Origin of the sequence: Saccharothrix deserti (assembly GCF_009769385.1) — a bacterium.
In the GTDB taxonomy this organism is placed as follows: Bacteria; Actinomycetota; Actinomycetes; order Mycobacteriales; family Pseudonocardiaceae; genus Actinosynnema; species Actinosynnema deserti.
In genome coordinates, this window is sequence record NZ_VKAB01000002.1 from 58,570 (window position 1) to 74,859 (window position 16,290).

Sequence of the window (16,290 nt, forward strand, 5' to 3'; positions counted from 1 at the left end):
GTGGTGCCAAGCCCAGATCTGCTAACGCAGGCCCTGCGCGAGTCGGAAGTACGCCTGGTTCCAGCGCAGGCGATCGCTGAACGACGTGGTCGTCGTGTCCTGGTCGATGACCACCAGTTCGGTGTTCACCATGTTCGCGAAATCGCGCAGCACGTCCGCGCCCACCGCCTGCGTCATGACGGTGTGGTGCGGACCACCAGCGGTCAGCCACGATTCAGCCGACGTGGACAGCGACGGTGCGGGCTTCCACACCGCGCGTGCCACCGGCAGATTCGGCAGCGGCTCGTCCGGCGGCACGACCTCGACCTCGTTGGCCACCAGACGGAACCGCTCCCCCAGGTCGGCCAAGCCGACAACCACGGCGGGACCCTCCGCCGCGTCGAACACCAGCCGCACCGGGTCCTCCCGACCCCCGATGCCCAGCGGGTGGATCTCGCACGAGGGCTGGTCGGCCGCGATGCTCGGGCAGACCTCCAGCATGTGCGCACCCAGGATCTTCGGCTCCCCAGGCCCGAAGTGGTACGTGTAGTCCTCCATGAACGACGTGCCGCGGCCGGTGCCGGTGCCCATCGCCTTGACCGCGGCCAGCAGCGCCGACGTCTTCCAGTCGCCCTCGCCGCCGAAGCCGTAGCCGTCGCCCATCAGCCGCTGCACGGCCAGACCCGGCAGCTGCCGCAGCCCGCCCAGGTCCTCGAAGTTCGTGGTGAAGGCGCCGAAGCCGCCCTCGGTGAGGAACCGGCGCAGGCCGGCCTCGATGCGGGCCGCGTAGCGCAGCGACTCGTGCCGCTCCGCGCCGCGGTGCAGCGCGGGCGCGAGCCGGTAGGTGTCGGCGTAGTCCGCGACCAGGACGTCGATCTCCTCGTCGGACACCGCGTCCACGACCTCGACCAGGTCGTTCACGCCGTAGGTGTTCACCGAGACGCCGAAGCGCAGCTCCGCTTCCACCTTGTCACCCTCGGTGACGGCGACGCCCCGCATGTTGTCGCCGAACCGCGCCAGCTTCATCCCGTTCAGGTGGCTGTAGCCGGTGGCCGCGCGCACCCAGCCGTCGATCCGCTCGGCCAGCAGCGGGTCGCTCGCGTGACCCGCGACGGTCTTGCGCGGCACACCCAGCCTGGTCTGGATGAAACCGAACTCGCGGTCGCCGTGGGCGGCCTGGTTGAGGTTCATGAAGTCCATGTCGATGGTGGACCACGGTAGCGCCTCGTTCAGCTGCGTGTGCAGGTGCAGCAGCGGTTTGCGCAGCGCGTCCAGCCCGGTGATCCACATCTTGGCGGGCGAGAACGTGTGCATCCACGCGATCACGCCGATGCACGACGGGTCGGAGTTGGCCGCGAGCATCACGTTCCGGATGGCGGCGGTGTCGGTCAGCACCGGCTGCCACACCACCTCCGCGGTGATCCTCCCCGACTCGGTGAGCATCCGCTGGATCTGCTGCGACTGCTGGGCGACCTGCTCGAGCGTTTCCGGGCCGTAGAGGTGCTGGCTCCCGGTGAGGAACCAGACTTGCGGCTTCCCAGCAGGCGACATGCGGGGCTCCCCTCGTGGGCTCATTGCCCGTAGACGTTCTGGTAACGCGCGTGAAGGCTGTCGATGTGGTGCTGTTCGATCGGGTCGGGCTTGCCGAGCTGGTGTGCGAAGTGGACGGTGCGCGCCACGTCCTCCAGCATCACCGCGGCCTTCACCGCCGACCGCGCGTCCTTGCCGACCGTGAACGGGCCGTGGTTGCGCATCAGCACGGCCGGCGACCGGCTCTCGCGCAGCGTCTCCACGATCCCCTGGCCGATCGAGTCGTCACCGATGAGCGCGAACGGCCCCACCGGGATGTCGCCGCCGAACTCGTCGGCGATCATCGTGAGCACGCACGGGATCGGCTCGCCGCGTGCCGCCCACGCCGTGGCGTACGGGGAGTGAGTGTGCACCACGCCGTTCACCTCGGGCATGTGCCGGTACACGTAGGCGTGCGCGGCGGTGTCCGAGGACGGCGAGTAATCACCCTCCAGGAGGTTGCCGTACAGGTCGGTGACGACCATGGCCTCAGGGGTCAGCTCGTCGTAGGACACGCCGGACGGCTTGATGACCATCAGGTCCTGGCCGGGCACGCGCGCCGAGACGTTGCCCGCGGTCCAGATGACCAGCTCGTAGCGGGTCAGCTCGCGGTGCAGGTCGGAGACCGTGCGGCGCAGGTCGGAGACGACGGACATGGACTCACTCCCCCTTGGCGGCGCGACGCCGCGCCTTGAGCCGGTGCATGACCTCGTTGACGCCGCGCCCGAAGTAGTCGTGCAGCTCCTGGTACTCGACGAACATCCGCTCGTAGGCCTCGACGTTCGACGGGATCGGCAGGTAGACGCCGCGCTTGACCGAGCCCATCGCCTTGGCGGCGGCGCGGATGTCCTCGTAGGCCTTCGCGGCGACGGCGGCGTGCATCGCCGAGCCGAGCGCGGGACCCTGCTCGGAGCCGATCACCGACAGCGGCAGGTTCGTCACGTCGGCGTAGATCTGCATCAGCAGCGGGTTGCGCAGCAGGCCGCCCGCGATCACCAGCTCGGTCACCGGGATGCCCGCGTCGGTGTAGGAGTCCACGATCACGCGGGTGCCGTAGGCCGTGGCCTCCAGCAGCGCCCGGTAGGTGTCCTCGGCGCGGGTGGCCAGCGTCTGCCCGACCACCACGCCCGACAGCTCGTGGTCCACCAGCACCGAGCGGTTGCCGCTGTGCCAGTCCAGCGCGATCAGGCCGTGCTCGCCGATGCGCTGCTGCGCGGCCAGCTCGGTCAGCAGCTCGTGCACCGAGATGCCTCGCTCGCGGGCCGTCTCGTGGTACTCGGCGGGCACGTTGTGCTCCACGAACCAGGCGAAGATGTCGCCGACACCGCTCTGGCCCGACTCGTAGCCCCACAGGCCGGGCACGATCCCGCCGTCCACCACGCCGCACATGCCGGGCACGTCGCGCAGGATGTCGCCGTTCATCACGTGGCACGTGGAGGTGCCCATGATCGCGACCATCTGGCCGGGTTCCACGGCCTGCGCGGCGGGCGCGGTCACGTGCGCGTCGACGTTGCCGACGGCCACCGCGATGCCCGGCCTCAGGCCGGTCCACTCGGCGGCCTGCTCGGTGAGCCCGCCGGCGCGGTCGCCCAGCTGGCCGAGCGGGTGCTCCAGCTTGTCGGTGACGAAGTCCTTGAAGTCCGGGTTCAGCGCCGCCAGGAACTCGTCGGACGGGTAGCCGTCCTGGTAGATGCCCTTGTAGCCGGCCGTGCACGCGTTGCGCACGTAGACACCGGCGAGCTGCCAGACGATCCAGTCCGCGGCCTCGACCCAGTGGTCCATCTCCGCGTAGACCTCGGGGGCCTCTTCGAGCAGCTGGAGGCCCTTGGCGAACTCCCACTCCGAGGAGATCAGGCCGCCGTAGCGGGGCAGCCAGCTCTCGCCGCGCTGTTCCGCGAGGTGGTTGATCCGGTCCGCCTGCGGCTGGGCCGCGTGGTGCTTCCACAGCTTCACGTACGCGTGCGGGTTGCTCTCGAACTCCGGCAGCTCGTTGAGCGGCGTGCCGTCCGCCTTGACCGGGACCATGGTGCACGCGGTGAAGTCGGTGCCGATGCCGACCACGTCCGCCGGGTCCACCCCGGCGTCGGCGATGGCCGCGGGGACCGCGTGGCGCAGCACGTCCACGTAGTCCTGGGGCACCTGCAACGCCCAATCGGGGGGCAACGCGCGGCCGCCGGGCAGGGCCCGGTCCAGCACGCCGTGCTTGTAGTCGTGCACCGCTGTGCCCAACTCGAGGCCGTCGCGCACCCGCACGACGACCGCGCGGCCCGACAACGTGCCGAAGTCGACACCCACCACCAACGGATCGCTCGCCATGGAGAGGAGTGTTATCGCTAACATTCACGACGTCAAGACCCGCCTGCAACGTGGTCTTAACGACTTGGTGAGCGTGCACAAAACGAGGTGCTCAGCAGGGTGTCGACCGGCACGGCCCACAGCCCAAGCCTAGGGGTGTCCGCGCGCCGTGCGGAGACGTGGATACGGGGGAGAGGGTACGGAAGTGTGACGCCGCCTACACAGGCGGCGTCCACTACGAGCCGGACGACGTCACTCCGAGGGCGGAGCGACGCTGTCCCGTTGCACCAGCGACGGCGCGATGGTGCGCTGCGGTGCGCCCACGTCGCCGTCGGAGACCTGGGCCAGCAGCAGCTCCAGGGTCTCCTTGGCGACCGCGTCGAAGTCCGGCTTGATGGTCGTCAGCGGCGGGATGAAGTACGCCGCCTCCGGCACGTCGTCGAACCCCACGATGCTCACGTCGTGCGGCACCCGGCGACCGCGTTCGCTCATCGCCCGCAGGATGCCGAGCGCCAGGTGGTCGTTCGCCGCGAAGATCGCGCTGACCTCCGGCATCCGGGCCAGCATCTGGCCCGCCCGGTAGCCGGAGGACGCGCTCCAGTCCGCCGGCACGACCGGCGGCACCTCCAGGCCGGCCGTCTCCAGCGCCGACCGCCAACCCCTTATGCGACCGAGGCTGTCGAACCAGTCCGACGGGCCCGACACGTGCCACACCGTGCGGTGGCCCGCGCTGAGCAGGTGCGTGGTGGCCGCGAAGGCGCCCGCCGCCTGGTCGACCGTCACCAGCGGGGTGGACCGCTCCGGGTCGCCGTCCACGGTGACCAGCGGGATGCCGGCGGACACGTCCCCGACGGCGTCGTTGGCCGACGCCGTCGGCGCGATGACCACTATTCCGGCGACCCGCTGGTCACGGTGCCGTTCGACGGCGTCCGAGATGGAATTGCGGTCCAGCACGTTGACCCGGCCGACGCTCACCGCGAACCCGGCCTCGGCCGCCGCCGCCTCGAACGCGGCGAGCAGCGACGCGGGGCCGTAGAGCGTCGAGTTCTGGGCCACCACGCCGATCAGCTGGGATCGGCCGGTGACCAGCGCGCGGGCCGCCTTGTTGGGCCGGTAGCCCAGCTCGGCGATGGCCGCGCGCACCCGCAGCCGGGTCTGCTCCCGGACGTTGGGGTGCCCGTTGAGCACCCGCGACACCGTCTGGTGCGAGACCCCGGCGAGCCGGGCGACATCCGTCATCGCGGGATCGCGCGAGGTCCTGTGGTCCACTTGCTGCTCCATCTCCCGGGGGGGAACTACGCCTTCGATTTCGATGTTAGCGATAACAGCCCCTGGTCACGCAGGTTCTACCGGTCCCATTGTCCATCAGGGACCGGTTCCCACCCGATCAGGGGACGCGATCATCCCAGCCGGAATGTCGCCCGTTCGCGGGCGCGCCGGTCGTCGCCCGGCTTGGACACCACGAGCCGCCCGTTGTCGTGCGCGAGGTACGCCTCCGGGTCGCCCGCCAACCGCAGCGACACCGCGCCGCGATCGGTCAGGCCCGGCACCCGGACGAACGACGCGGCCCGCCCGTAGGCGTCGGTGTCCTCGTACGGGTCGACCCGGACCGCGGTCGGGTCGACGACCCGCGCGTAGCGGTCCGGGAAGTTGACCGACTGCACCGCGACCGTGCCCGCGCCCAGGAAGCCGGGCACGAACCGGAACTGCGAGTCGGCCACCTCGCGGACGTTGCCGTCCACCCGGAGCCGGTACTCGTAGTGCCGCACGAACAGGTTCGGCGCGTCGAGCGGCGACAGCCGCACCAGCGGTCCGCCCTTGCCCACCGGCACGCCGAAGCTGGGCGTGCCGTCGGCGTTCCAGTGCACCCGCTGCACGCGGGTGTGCCGGTTCGGGTCGAACAGCGGGTCGCCGGTGATGTCCCGGTAGTCGCGCGCGTGGTAGACCAGCACGTCCTGGTCGCCGACCGTGGTGAACGAGTTGTGACCGGGGCCGTACTGCCTGGTCGCGTCGTTCGTGGTGAAGATCGGCGTGGGCGTCTTGGTCCACGACCGCGCGTCGAGCAGGTTGGCGTTCTCGTCCGCGGTGAGCAGCCCCATGCAGTAGCGGGCGTCGGTGGCGCTGGCGGAGAAGGTCACGAAGACCCGGCCGTTGCGGATGAGCACCGCCGGGCCCTCGTTGACCTTGAAGCCCTGGGTCTCCCAGGACAGCGTGGGCGTCGCGATCCGCACCGGCGGCGTCTTGAGCGCCAGCGGTGAGGCCATCTCGGCGATGTAGAGGTTGCTGTTGGTGGCGATGCCGGGCTCGCTCTGCGCCCACAGGAAGTACCGCTTGTCGCGGTGCTCGAAGGTGGTCGCGTCGAGGGTGAACGTGTCCCAGGCGGTGATCATCTGGCCGCGCAGCTCCCAGCCGCCCTCGCGCGGGTCGTCCTTGGACGACTCCAGCACGTAGGTGCGGATGCGGAACGGCTGGTCGGAGTCGCCGGCGGCGAAGTAGACGTACCACTTGCCGTCGATGCGGTGCAGTTCCGGCGCCCAGATGTAGCCGCCCATCTTCCCGGACGCCGGCCGCCGCCAGGCGGTGCGCTCGCGGGCGTCGGCGAGGCCGTCGAGGGTGGACGCGCCGCGGATCACGATCCGGTCGTACTCGGGCACCGAGCCGGTCAGGTAGTACATCCCGCCGACCGGAGGGGTGATGAACGGGTCGGCGCGCTGCTCCACCAGGGGGTTGCGGGTGGGCAGGCCGCCGCCGGGCGCGGCGGCCGCGGTCCCGGCCTCGGGCTGGCTCTCCGCCGCCACGGCCGTCGAGGCGGACAGTCCGCCCACCACGGCCAGCGCGCCGCCCGCGCGGAACAGGCTTCTGCGGTCGAGGGTCACGTTGATCTTTCCAATCCCGGTCATCGACGGCGGTCCTTGATCCGCAGGAACGTCACGGAGTTGGGCGGGAAGGTGTGGGTGAAGGAGCTGGACACGCGGACCTGCGTCTGCCTGGCCTTGACGGGCTGGGTGAACTCGGTGTTCACGTCGTCCGGCAGGCCCTCCAGCACGGTCGCCTTGGCGGTGGGCACGACCCAGGTGTCCGGGCCGAGGTCGATCTTCGTGCGGGCCGCGTTCGACTGGGCGTTGACCACCTTGACGATCAGCTCGCCGGTCGCCTCGTCGCGGGTGACCACCTGGCGGAACGGCTCGGCGACGGAGTCGTCGGTGAACTCGCCCCACTTCTGCCCGTCCATGAACAGCTGCACCTTCCGGCCGCGCACCTCGATCCGCAGGTCGTAGGTGCGGCCGGTCTCGACCTTGGTGGCGTCGGTGATCAGCGTGCTCTTCGCGCCGCCCTCGGCCTTCTCCACGGCGGACTGGGTGTTGTTCCAGCCGCCGAGGTTCCACCAGTAGTAGTTGCCGGTGTCCTTGACGCCGAAGGCGACCAGGAAGCCCTCGCGGCCGGACTGCTTGGTGGCCTTGACGTTGAGCGTGTAGTCGCGCCACGTCGGGTCGCCCGCGGTGACGAGGGTGTTCTCGGCGGCGGCGTCGGACTGCACGTAGGCGCCGTTCACCACGCTCCACGCGCCCCGGCCGCTGCCGGTCCACTTGCCCGCGCCCGCGGAGAAGTCATCGGCGAACAGTTCCTGGCCGGCCGCCGAGGTGACCTTGACGTCGTCGTAGGACGCGGCCGTCGCCCAGGTGGAGAGGCCGACCGCGCCGGTGATCGGCTCACGGGTCGAGGGCGTGCCGGACGCCGTGCTGCGCACCACGTGGTCGCCCACGTTGGTCATGAACAGCTTCTGCATCTCGTAGGAGGTCGAGCCCCAGGAGGCGTGGTTGTTGAACCAGATCATGTCCGGCCGCCACTGCACGTAGTCCTCGTTGGCCAGCAGCGGCGCGTACGAGGCGAGCTTCACGACGTCCGCGTTGCGCTCCAGACCGGTCATGAACGCGGCCTCGGCCAGCGCGTTGGCGAACCGGTTGTCCTGGGAGGCGTACTCGCCGAGGAACACCTTGGGCCCGTTGCGGTCGTAGCTGTCGTACCGCTCGTTGTTCTCCAGGAACCAGCTCGGGCTGTTGTAGTAGTGCTCGTCCACCATCTTCACGCCGGCGTCGCGGTTGAGCTGCCAGAGCCGGTCGAAGGTGGTGCCGGTGTCGTCCGGTCCGGTGTTGCCGACGACCGTGATGTCGGGGTGCTTCGCCTCGATCGCGGCCTTGAACTGGGTGAACCGGGCGAAGTACGCGTCGGGCAGGTTCTCCTCGTTGCCCACCGCGACGTGGGTGAGCTCGAACGGCTCCGGGTGGCCCATCTCGGCCCGCTTGCGGCCCCAGGTGGAGTCGGCCGTGCCGTTGGCGAACTCGATCAGGTCGAGCGTGTCCTGGATGTGCCGTTGCAGCAGCGCCGGGTCGTCGGTGGCGCGGTTCTGGCCGCACCCGGTGACGAGAGCGGGCACCACGGGCAGCGGCATCGCGCCGATGTCCTCGGAGAACTGGAAGTACTCGTGGTAACCGAGCCCGTACGACTGGTTGTAGCCCCAGAAGTTCCAGTTGGTGGCGCGCTGCTCGACCGGGCCGATGGTGTCCTTCCACTGGTACGAGCGGCGGCGCTCGAAGTTCGGCGCCTCGTAGCCGTAGTGGCTGCCGGTGTTCACCAGGCACCCGCCGGGGAAGCGGACGAAACCGGGGTCGAGGGCGGCGATCTTCTCCGCCAGGTCCTTGCGCAGGCCGTGGCCCTTGTAGGTGTCCTGCGGGAACAGCGACACCATGTCCAGCCGCAGCGTGCCCGTGCCGCCCGCGTTCAGCAGCAGTCGGCCGGTGGTGGAGGACTCGCGCGCCTCGAACGTGCCGGTGTACTTGGCCCAGCCGTCACCGCTCACCTGGATGTTCACCGGCGGCGCGAAGTACTTGCCCGCCGGGTCGGTCAGGCCGACCGTCATCGGCGTGCCGGCGGCCTGGTCGGTGCGGGCCCAGACGGAGAAGTCGTACCGCTTGCCGCTCTCCACGGCGATGCCCGAGTTGTACCCGGAGTTGATCACACCGGCGGGCAGGCCGAGGCGGAGGTAGCGGCGGTTGCGCTCGTTGAGGCGGGCGTCGTCGTCCACCACGTCGAGCGTGCCGCCGGTCGGGGCCCACCCGGTGAGCGGCGTGTAGGCGGCGTTGTCCGCGCGGTCGTACTCGAACGATCTGTTCTGCACCAGCTCCGCGTAGAGGCCGCCGTCGGCCGCGCGGTTGATGTCCTCGAAGAAGACGCCGTACATGCTGTCGTCGATCGACGCGCCCTTGACGGTCGGGTCGATGCTGAGGGTGTAGTCGGTGTCGGCCGCCGTGCCCGAAGCGGGCACGGCGACCAGCAGGCTCGCGGCGAGCGCCGCGGCCATCACAACGCGTGACATTCGTGCTCCAGGGATCAGGGGAAGGCGGCGCGGAGGCGGTCGAGTTCGGCCTTGGTGACGGGCAGCACCGTGCCGTGGCGCGGGCGGCTCGGCAGTTCGTAGCCGGTGGCGAGCTGCCACTTGCCGGAGGCGAGGTCGGTGGTCTCGAACGGGACGTAGCCGCGTCCGCCGAACTCGTCGATGAACAGGTACCACTTGTCCTCGGTGTTGGACTTGAACACCGTCGGACCCTCACCCTGGTTGATCGCCCCCTTGCCGATACAGTCGGCGACGAAGTCGTAGGAGGTGTCACGCAGCTCCGCGGACCTCTCGGCGAGGATGAACTTGCTGCACGGCGTGGTGGACGTGTTGTTCCGCTCGTCCTTGGTGAACCGGTAGTACTCCGCGCCGTGCTTGATCACGGTGGAGTCGATGACCGAGTAGCCGGGGTCGACCCACACCTGCGGCTCGCTGAACGTGCGGAAGTCGCGCGTGGTCGCGTACAGCATCTTGTTGTAGGTGTTGCCCGTGTGCTCCGGGTCGTTCTCGGCGTAGATCTTGGAGGCCCAGAAGACCACGTACGCGCCGATCGACTCGTCGTAGTACGCCTCGGGCGCCCACGTGTTGCCCGCCGTCTCCGGCGAGACCTGCACGTGGCGCTGCTGCGACCAGTTGACGAGGTCGGTGGACTCCCACACCTCGATGTAGCGGCTGCCCTTGCGCTGCACCAGGTCCCAGTTGCCGTTGCCGTGGATCTTCAGGTCGGTGGCGATCATGTAGAACTTGTCGCCCTCGGGCGACCGGATGATGAACGGGTCGCGCACGCCCTTGTCCCCGAGCGAGGACGTCAGCACCGGGTTGCCCTTGTTGAGCTCGTCCCACTTGAGCGCGTCGTTGCCGCGGCTGGCGGCGAAGTAGACCTGCTCGCCGTTGGCGGAGCCCTCACCGGTGAAGTAGCCGAACACGTAGCCCTCGTAGGCCTGCTTCTCCGGCAGCGGGGTCACGGTGACCTTGAACTTCTTGCGGGTGGTCTCCTCGCCCGCGCGGATCTCCGCGGTGAGCTGCACCTTCACCGGCTTCTCGCCGAACGCGGGCCGGGTGACCTCGCCGGTGGCCGTGATGACCTCGGGCTTGGCGCTCTTCCACGTGATCGTGGTGCCGTGCAGGCCCGTGGTGGGCAGGGTGATGTTGCCGCGGATGTCGTCCTGGTCCCACACCACCAGCGCGGTGTCGGCCTCGGCGACCTTCTCGTCGTCGGTCAGCTGCGGGCGCACGGTGACCTGGAAGTCGCGGGTCTGGCCGAACGCGCTCGCGGTGAGCGTCACGGTCGCGGCCGGGCTGCCGGGCGCGGGACGGGTGACGACACCCGTGGTGGACACGGTCGCGGCGTCGCTGGACTGCCAGGTGATCGTGGAGCCGTACGGCCCGGTGACGGGCAGCGTCAGGTTCTCCGTGACGGCCGAGGTGTCGCCGAGGTCGATCGCGGCGAGGTCGATCCGGCCCCTCTCGTCGTCCGGCACGAAGCCGAGGTCGTGCGCTTCGGCGGCGGTGAGGGCCCGGTTGTAGAGGCGGAAGTCGCGGACCGCGCCCTTGAGGTGGCGGTCGCCGCTGTAGACCGAGCGGCCGATGTAGTTGGCGGTCGTGGTGCCGCCGCCGATCATGGCCGGGGTGATGGTGACGTCGGTCTTGCGGGCGACTTCGACGCCGTCCTCGTACAGCACGGCGGTGCCGCCGCCGAGCGTGTAGGTAAGCGTTTTCCAGACGCCCCTGGCAAGGTTGCGCCCGGTGGACACGGTCTGCTCCGTCGACCAGTTGCCGGTGGCGATCGAGGAGCGGTACGCGTTGCCGGTGGTGAACAGGTAGCCGTTGCCGACCGTGCCCAGCGAGTTGCCGAGGCCGTAGATGAAGTAGGGCGCCGCCTGGTCCGGTGCGATGCGCACCTGCAGCGAGACGCTGACGTCGGTCAGGCCGCTCAGGACGTTGTCGGGCAGCTTCACGTGGCCGTTGACACCGCCCAACTGGAGGCCGTCCGCACCGGCCGGGGTGGCATCACCGACGATGGTGCCGTTGCGCCCGCCGCCGGAGGTGTCCGCCGCGACGGCTCCGGCCGCCTCGGCGAGGGGGTAGTGCAACACCAGGCCGTCGGCGGCAGAGGCCGACGGTGCGCTCAAAGCCGCCGCGGCGAGCGCTACAACGATTGTCGCAACGAACGGACGTGGGCGGTGACGAAGGGAGACCATGGGACGTCGCTCTCGTCTTGCGTGCGGCACGTGGCCGCGGATGAACAGGGCATCCGGTTGTCGAAGTGGGCCGAGTCACAAAAGTGAGCGCTAACATACGACTGGCTAACAAACGTGTCAAGAACGCTAAGTTCGGGTTTCGGAGGGGTTGACGACGCCAATGTGAGCGTTCACTCTGTGCGCCAGGTGACCGCCGTCACGCGGTTCGCGTCACGTCAGTGTCTCGGGTTCCCACGGAGGAAGACCAGTGTTGAAGAAGATCACGACCGCCACCGCCGCGGTCCTGTTGGCCGCGCTGACCGCGTGCGGGTCGGGTGGCGACGCCGCGTCGTCGTCCGGGACCGCCGACGACGGCAAGATCACCATGGGCTTCGCCCAGGTGGGCGCTGAGAGCGGCTGGCGCACCGCGAACACCAAGTCGATCCAGGAGTCCGCCGCGGCGGCCGGGATCGACCTGAAGTTCTCCGACGCGCAGCAGAAGCAGGAGAACCAGATCAAGGCGATCCGGTCCTACATCCAGCAGAAGGTGGACGTCATCGCCTTCAGCCCGGTCGTGGAGACCGGCTGGGACACGGTGCTGCTGGAGGCCAAGCGCGCGAACATCCCGGTCATCCTGACCGACCGCGCGGTCGACTCCGAGGACACGTCCCTCTACAAGACCTTCCTCGGCTCGGACTTCGTCAAGGAGGGCGAGAAGGCCGGCGAGTGGCTGAAGGCCAACGCGGGCAGCGCGGTCAACGTGGTCGAGCTGCAGGGCACCACGGGCGCGGCGCCGGCGATCGACCGCAAGGAGGGCTTCGAGAAGGCCATCGCGGGCTCGAACCTGAAGATCGTGGCCAGCCAGACCGGTGACTTCACGCGGTCGGGCGGCAAGCAGGTCATGGAGGCGTTCCTGAAGTCGGTCCCGCAGATCGACGTCGTCTACGCGCACAACGACGACATGGGCCTGGGCGCCATCGAGGCGATCAAGGCCGCGGGCAAGGTGCCCGGCAAGGACATCAAGATCATCACCGTGGACGCGGTGAAGGACGGCATGACCGCGCTGGCCGCCGGTGAGATCAACTTCATCGTCGAGTGCAGCCCGCTGCTGGGCGACCAGCTGATGGACCTGGCGAAGAAGGTCCTCAAGGGCGAAGAGGTGCCGGCCCGCGTGGTGACCGAGGAGACGACGTTCACCCCGGAGCAGGCCGCGGCCGCGCTCCCCACCCGCAAGTACTAGTCACCACAAGCAGCGGCCCCCGCCACCCTCCGGGTGTGGTGGCGGGGGCCGCACCCACTCATGTGAGGGGAGTTGTCCGGTGACCGAGCCGGTCGTCGACATGCGGGGCATCTCGGTGGAGTTCCCCGGAGTGAAAGCCCTGCAAGAAGTGGATTTCCGGCTGTTCCCCGGTGAGGTCCACGCGTTGATGGGCGAGAACGGGGCTGGTAAGTCCACGCTCATCAAAGCGCTGACCGGGGTGCACCCGCTCGCGGCGGGCGAGATCCGCTACGCGGGCGAATCCGTGTCGTTCGGGGGGCCGGCGCAGGCGCAGGCCGCCGGGATCAGCACGGTGTACCAAGAGGTCAACCTGTGCGTGAACCTGACCGTGGCGGAGAACATCCTCCTCGGGCGTGAACCGCGGAAGTTCGGGCGCATCGACGGCAAGGCGATGCGCGCGCGTGCCGCCGAGCTGTTGGCGCGCATCGGGCTGCACATCGATCCGGGTTCGGTGTTGGAGAGCCACCCGATCGCCGTGCAGCAGCTGGTCGCGATCGCGCGCGCGGTCGCGGTGGACGCGCGGGTGCTGGTGCTGGACGAGCCGACGTCGAGCCTGGACGCGGACGAGGTCGCGGAGCTGTTCCGGATCATCCGGGTGCTGCGCGACGAGGGTGTCGCGGTGCTGTTCGTGTCGCACTTCCTGGAGCAGGTGTACGAGATCTCCGACCGGATGACCGTGCTGCGCAACGGCCGGTTGGTCGGCGAGTACGCCACCGCCACGTTCAGCCGGATCGACCTGGTGTCGGCGATGCTGGGCCGTGAGATGGGCGTGCTGGAGGAGATCGAGCGCCGCAGCGGCACGCCGGGCGACCCGCTGCTGGTGGCCGAGGGCCTCGGCCGCAAGGGTTCCGTCGCGCCGTTCGACCTGGAGATCAGGTCGGGCGAGGTGGTCGGCCTGGCCGGGCTGCTGGGTTCGGGCCGCACCGAGGTGGCGCGGCTGCTGTTCGGCGCGGACAAGGCCGACTCGGGCCGGGTCCTGGTGGACGGCAAGCCGGTGCACCTGCGCGGGCCGCGGTCGGCGATCGAGGTCGGCGTCGCGTTCTGCTCGGAGGACCGCAAGGCCGAGGGCGTGGTGGCGGACCTGACCGTGCGGGACAACCTGATCCTGGCGATGCAGGCCGCCCGCGGCTGGGCGCGGCCGGTGCCGCGCAAGCTGGCCGACGAGCTGGTGGCGAAGTACATGGAGATGCTGGACATCCGGCCCGCCAACCCCGAGGCGATCGTCGGCAACCTGTCCGGCGGCAACCAGCAGAAGGTGCTGTTGGCGCGGTGGCTGGTGACCGAGCCGAAGCTGTTGATCCTGGACGAGCCGACGCGCGGTATCGACGTCGGCGCGAAGGCGCAGATCCAGAAACTGGTGGCGGACCTGGCCACGGAGGGCATGGCTGTGCTGTTCATCTCCGCCGAACTGGAGGAGGTCGTGCGGATCGCCGACCGGGTCGTGGTCATGCGCGACCGGCAGAAGGTCGCCGAGTTGGACGGCGAGGTGGGCGTGGACGACGTGATGGCGCTCATCGCCGGCGGCGGCGACGTGAACGAGATCGAGGCGGTGGCGTCGTGAAGAACCGACTGCTCTGGCCGGTGCTGGCGCTGGTCGCCCTGCTGGTCCTGAACGTGGTGGTGACGCCGTCGTTCTTCTCGCTGCGGCTGCAGGACGGGCACCTCTACGGCAGTGTGATCGACATCCTGCGCAACGGCGCGCCGACGCTGCTGATCGCGTTGGGCATGACGCTGGTGATCGCCACCCGCGGCATCGACCTGTCGGTCGGCGCCGTCGCGGCGATCGCGGGCGCGGTGACGTGCACGTACATCGCCTCCGGCGGTGACCCGTGGATCGGCATGGGCATCGCCCTGCTGCTGTGCGCGGTGCTGGGCCTGTGGAACGGGTTCCTGGTGTCGGTGCTGGGCATCCAGCCGATCATCGCCACGCTGGTGCTGATGACGGCGGGCCGCGGTATCGCGATGCTGATCACCGAGGGCCAGATCATCACCGTCGACTCGCCGACCTACCGCGAGGTGGGCGCGGGCTTCCTGGTGCTGCCGATCGCGATCCTGATCAGCCTGGCCGTGCTCGGCCTGGTGGCGCTGGTGACCAGGCGGACCGCGCTGGGCCTGCTGATCGAGTCGGTCGGGGTCAACCCGTCGGCGTCGCGGCTGGCCGGGGTGAAGTCGCGCACGATCATCTGGACGGTGTACGTGTTCGCCGCGGTGTGCGCGGGCATCGCCGGTTTGATGATCAGCTCGAACGTGAGCGCGGCGGACGCCAACAGCGCCGGTCTGTGGATCGAGATGGACGCGATCCTGGCCGTCGTCATCGGCGGCACGTCGCTGGCGGGTGGTCGGTACTCGCTGACCGGCACGCTGCTCGGGGCGTTGATCATCCAGACGTTGACCACGACGGTGTACACGGTCGGCATCGCGCCGGAGATCACGCTGGTGTTCAAGGCCATCGTGGTGATCGCGGTGTGCCTGATGCAGGCGCCGATTCGGATTCGGGTGAGGCAAGGGGTACCCGCGTGAAGAGTTCAGTGATGACGCCGCCCGCCAAGCCCGCCGGGACGTCCGGCGGCTTCGGCCAGGTGGTGTCCAAGGTGCCGTCGCGGTTCCTGCCGGTGATCGCGACGTTCGTGGTGTTCGTGGCGACGTTCGGCGTCGGCTCGGCCCGGTACGAGGGTTTCGCGTCCGGGCAGGTGATGGCGAACCTGTTCATCGACAACGCGTTCCTGATCGTGCTCGCGGTCGGGATGACGTTCGTGATCCTGACCGGCGGCATCGACCTGTCGGTCGGTTCGGTGGTGGCGCTGTCGACGATGATCGCGGCGGCGGCGCTGCAGGCCGGGTGGCCCGCGTGGCTGGTGGTGATCGTGGTGCTCGCGGCCGGGTCCGGTCTGGGTCTGGCCATGGGCTGGGTGATCCACCGGTTCGGCGTGCAGCCGTTCATCGTGACGCTGGCGGGCATGTTCCTGGCCCGCGGGCTGTGCTTCGTGATCAGCGTGGAGTCGGTGTCGATCAAGAACCCGACGTTCCGCGACCTGGCCACCGGGTCGATCGAGCTGCCCGGCGGCGTGACCATCACCTACGGCGTGGTGATCGCGCTGGTGGTGGTGATCGCGGCGATGTACGTGCTGCACCTGACCCGGTTCGGGCGCACGGTGTACGCGGTGGGCGGCAGCGAGTCGTCCGCGCGACTGATGGGCCTGTCCACCACGCGGGTGAAGATCGGCGTGTACGTGATCAGCGGGTTCTGCTCGGCGCTGGGCGGGCTGCTGTTCAGCCTGTACATGCTGTCCGGGTACAGCCTGCACGCGGTGGGCATGGAACTGGACGCGATCGCCGCGGTGGTCGTCGGCGGCAGCCTGCTGTCCGGCGGTGTCGGGTTCGTGATCGGGTCGGTGGTGGGCGTGCTGGTGTTGGGCACGATCCAGACGCTGATCTCGTTCGAGGGCACGCTGTCGTCGTGGTGGACGAAGATCGTGATCGGCGCCCTGCTGCTGGCGTTCATCGCGTTGCAGCGGATCATCGTCCGGAAGACCTAGGGTTCGTCGCGGGACTTGATCGACGGGAGGGACCGGCGTGCCGCGCCGGTCCCTCCCGCG

At 69.5% G+C, this 16,290-nt stretch carries 11 protein-coding genes; 4 read left to right on the forward strand and 7 right to left on the reverse strand.

Annotation, left to right across the window (positions count from 1 at the left end; translation table 11 throughout):
* Nucleotides 1-21: 21 nt before the first annotated feature.
* The 7 genes from araA to FM051_RS14920 all read right to left on the reverse strand — a co-directional run bounded on the left by araA (nt 22) and on the right by FM051_RS14920 (nt 11,367).
* Nucleotides 22-1,530: an L-arabinose isomerase gene (gene araA / locus FM051_RS14890; RefSeq protein ID WP_158843556.1), complete on the reverse strand. Its 1,509-nt coding sequence runs from the start codon at nt 1,528-1,530 to the stop codon at nt 22-24.
* 20 nt (nt 1,531-1,550) lie between these two features.
* Nucleotides 1,551-2,204 (reverse strand): L-ribulose-5-phosphate 4-epimerase, encoded by a 654-nt coding sequence (locus FM051_RS14895; protein WP_158843557.1) that lies wholly within the window; start codon nt 2,202-2,204, stop codon nt 1,551-1,553.
* Nucleotides 2,205-2,208: 4 nt separating this feature from the next.
* A complete protein-coding gene (gene araB, locus FM051_RS14900) occupies nt 2,209-3,864 on the reverse strand; it encodes a ribulokinase (protein WP_158843558.1) in 1,656 nt (551 codons plus the stop codon).
* Between the two features lie 231 nt (nt 3,865-4,095).
* Nucleotides 4,096-5,124: a LacI family DNA-binding transcriptional regulator gene (locus tag FM051_RS14905; protein ID WP_158843559.1), complete on the reverse strand. Its 1,029-nt coding sequence runs from the start codon at nt 5,122-5,124 to the stop codon at nt 4,096-4,098.
* A 119-nt stretch (nt 5,125-5,243) separates the two neighbouring features.
* Nucleotides 5,244-6,743 carry a family 43 glycosylhydrolase gene (locus tag FM051_RS14910; protein ID WP_158843560.1) on the reverse strand — a complete coding sequence of 500 codons (1,500 nt, stop codon included), beginning with the start codon at nt 6,741-6,743 and terminating at the stop codon, nt 5,244-5,246.
* A complete protein-coding gene (locus FM051_RS14915; protein WP_158843561.1) occupies nt 6,740-9,217 on the reverse strand; it encodes an alpha-L-arabinofuranosidase C-terminal domain-containing protein in 2,478 nt (825 codons plus the stop codon). Before FM051_RS14915 ends, FM051_RS14910 begins: the two co-directional genes overlap by 4 nt.
* Nucleotides 9,218-9,231: 14 nt before the next feature.
* Nucleotides 9,232-11,367, reverse strand: a complete 2,136-nt coding sequence (locus FM051_RS14920; RefSeq protein WP_338019473.1) for an immunoglobulin-like domain-containing protein — start codon at nt 11,365-11,367, stop codon at nt 9,232-9,234.
* A gap of 316 nt (nt 11,368-11,683) precedes the next feature.
* Here FM051_RS14920 and FM051_RS14925 point away from each other — a divergent pair, with 316 nt between their 5' ends.
* The 4 genes from FM051_RS14925 (at nt 11,684) to yjfF (ending at nt 16,230) form a co-directional block, all read left to right on the forward strand.
* Nucleotides 11,684-12,655: an ABC transporter substrate-binding protein gene (locus FM051_RS14925; protein ID WP_158843563.1), complete on the forward strand. Its 972-nt coding sequence runs from the start codon at nt 11,684-11,686 to the stop codon at nt 12,653-12,655.
* Between the two features lie 100 nt (nt 12,656-12,755).
* Entirely contained in the window at nt 12,756-14,255 is a 1,500-nt protein-coding gene (locus FM051_RS14930; RefSeq protein WP_158844104.1) for a sugar ABC transporter ATP-binding protein, read from the forward strand.
* Nucleotides 14,252-15,214: an ABC transporter permease gene (locus FM051_RS14935; RefSeq protein ID WP_158843564.1), complete on the forward strand. Its 963-nt coding sequence runs from the start codon at nt 14,252-14,254 to the stop codon at nt 15,212-15,214. Before FM051_RS14930 ends, FM051_RS14935 begins: the two co-directional genes overlap by 4 nt.
* Nucleotides 15,215-15,225: 11 nt before the next feature.
* Nucleotides 15,226-16,230 carry a galactofuranose ABC transporter, permease protein YjfF gene (gene yjfF, locus FM051_RS14940; protein ID WP_158844106.1) on the forward strand — a complete coding sequence of 335 codons (1,005 nt, stop codon included), beginning with the start codon at nt 15,226-15,228 and terminating at the stop codon, nt 16,228-16,230.
* Nucleotides 16,231-16,290 lie beyond the last annotated feature (60 nt).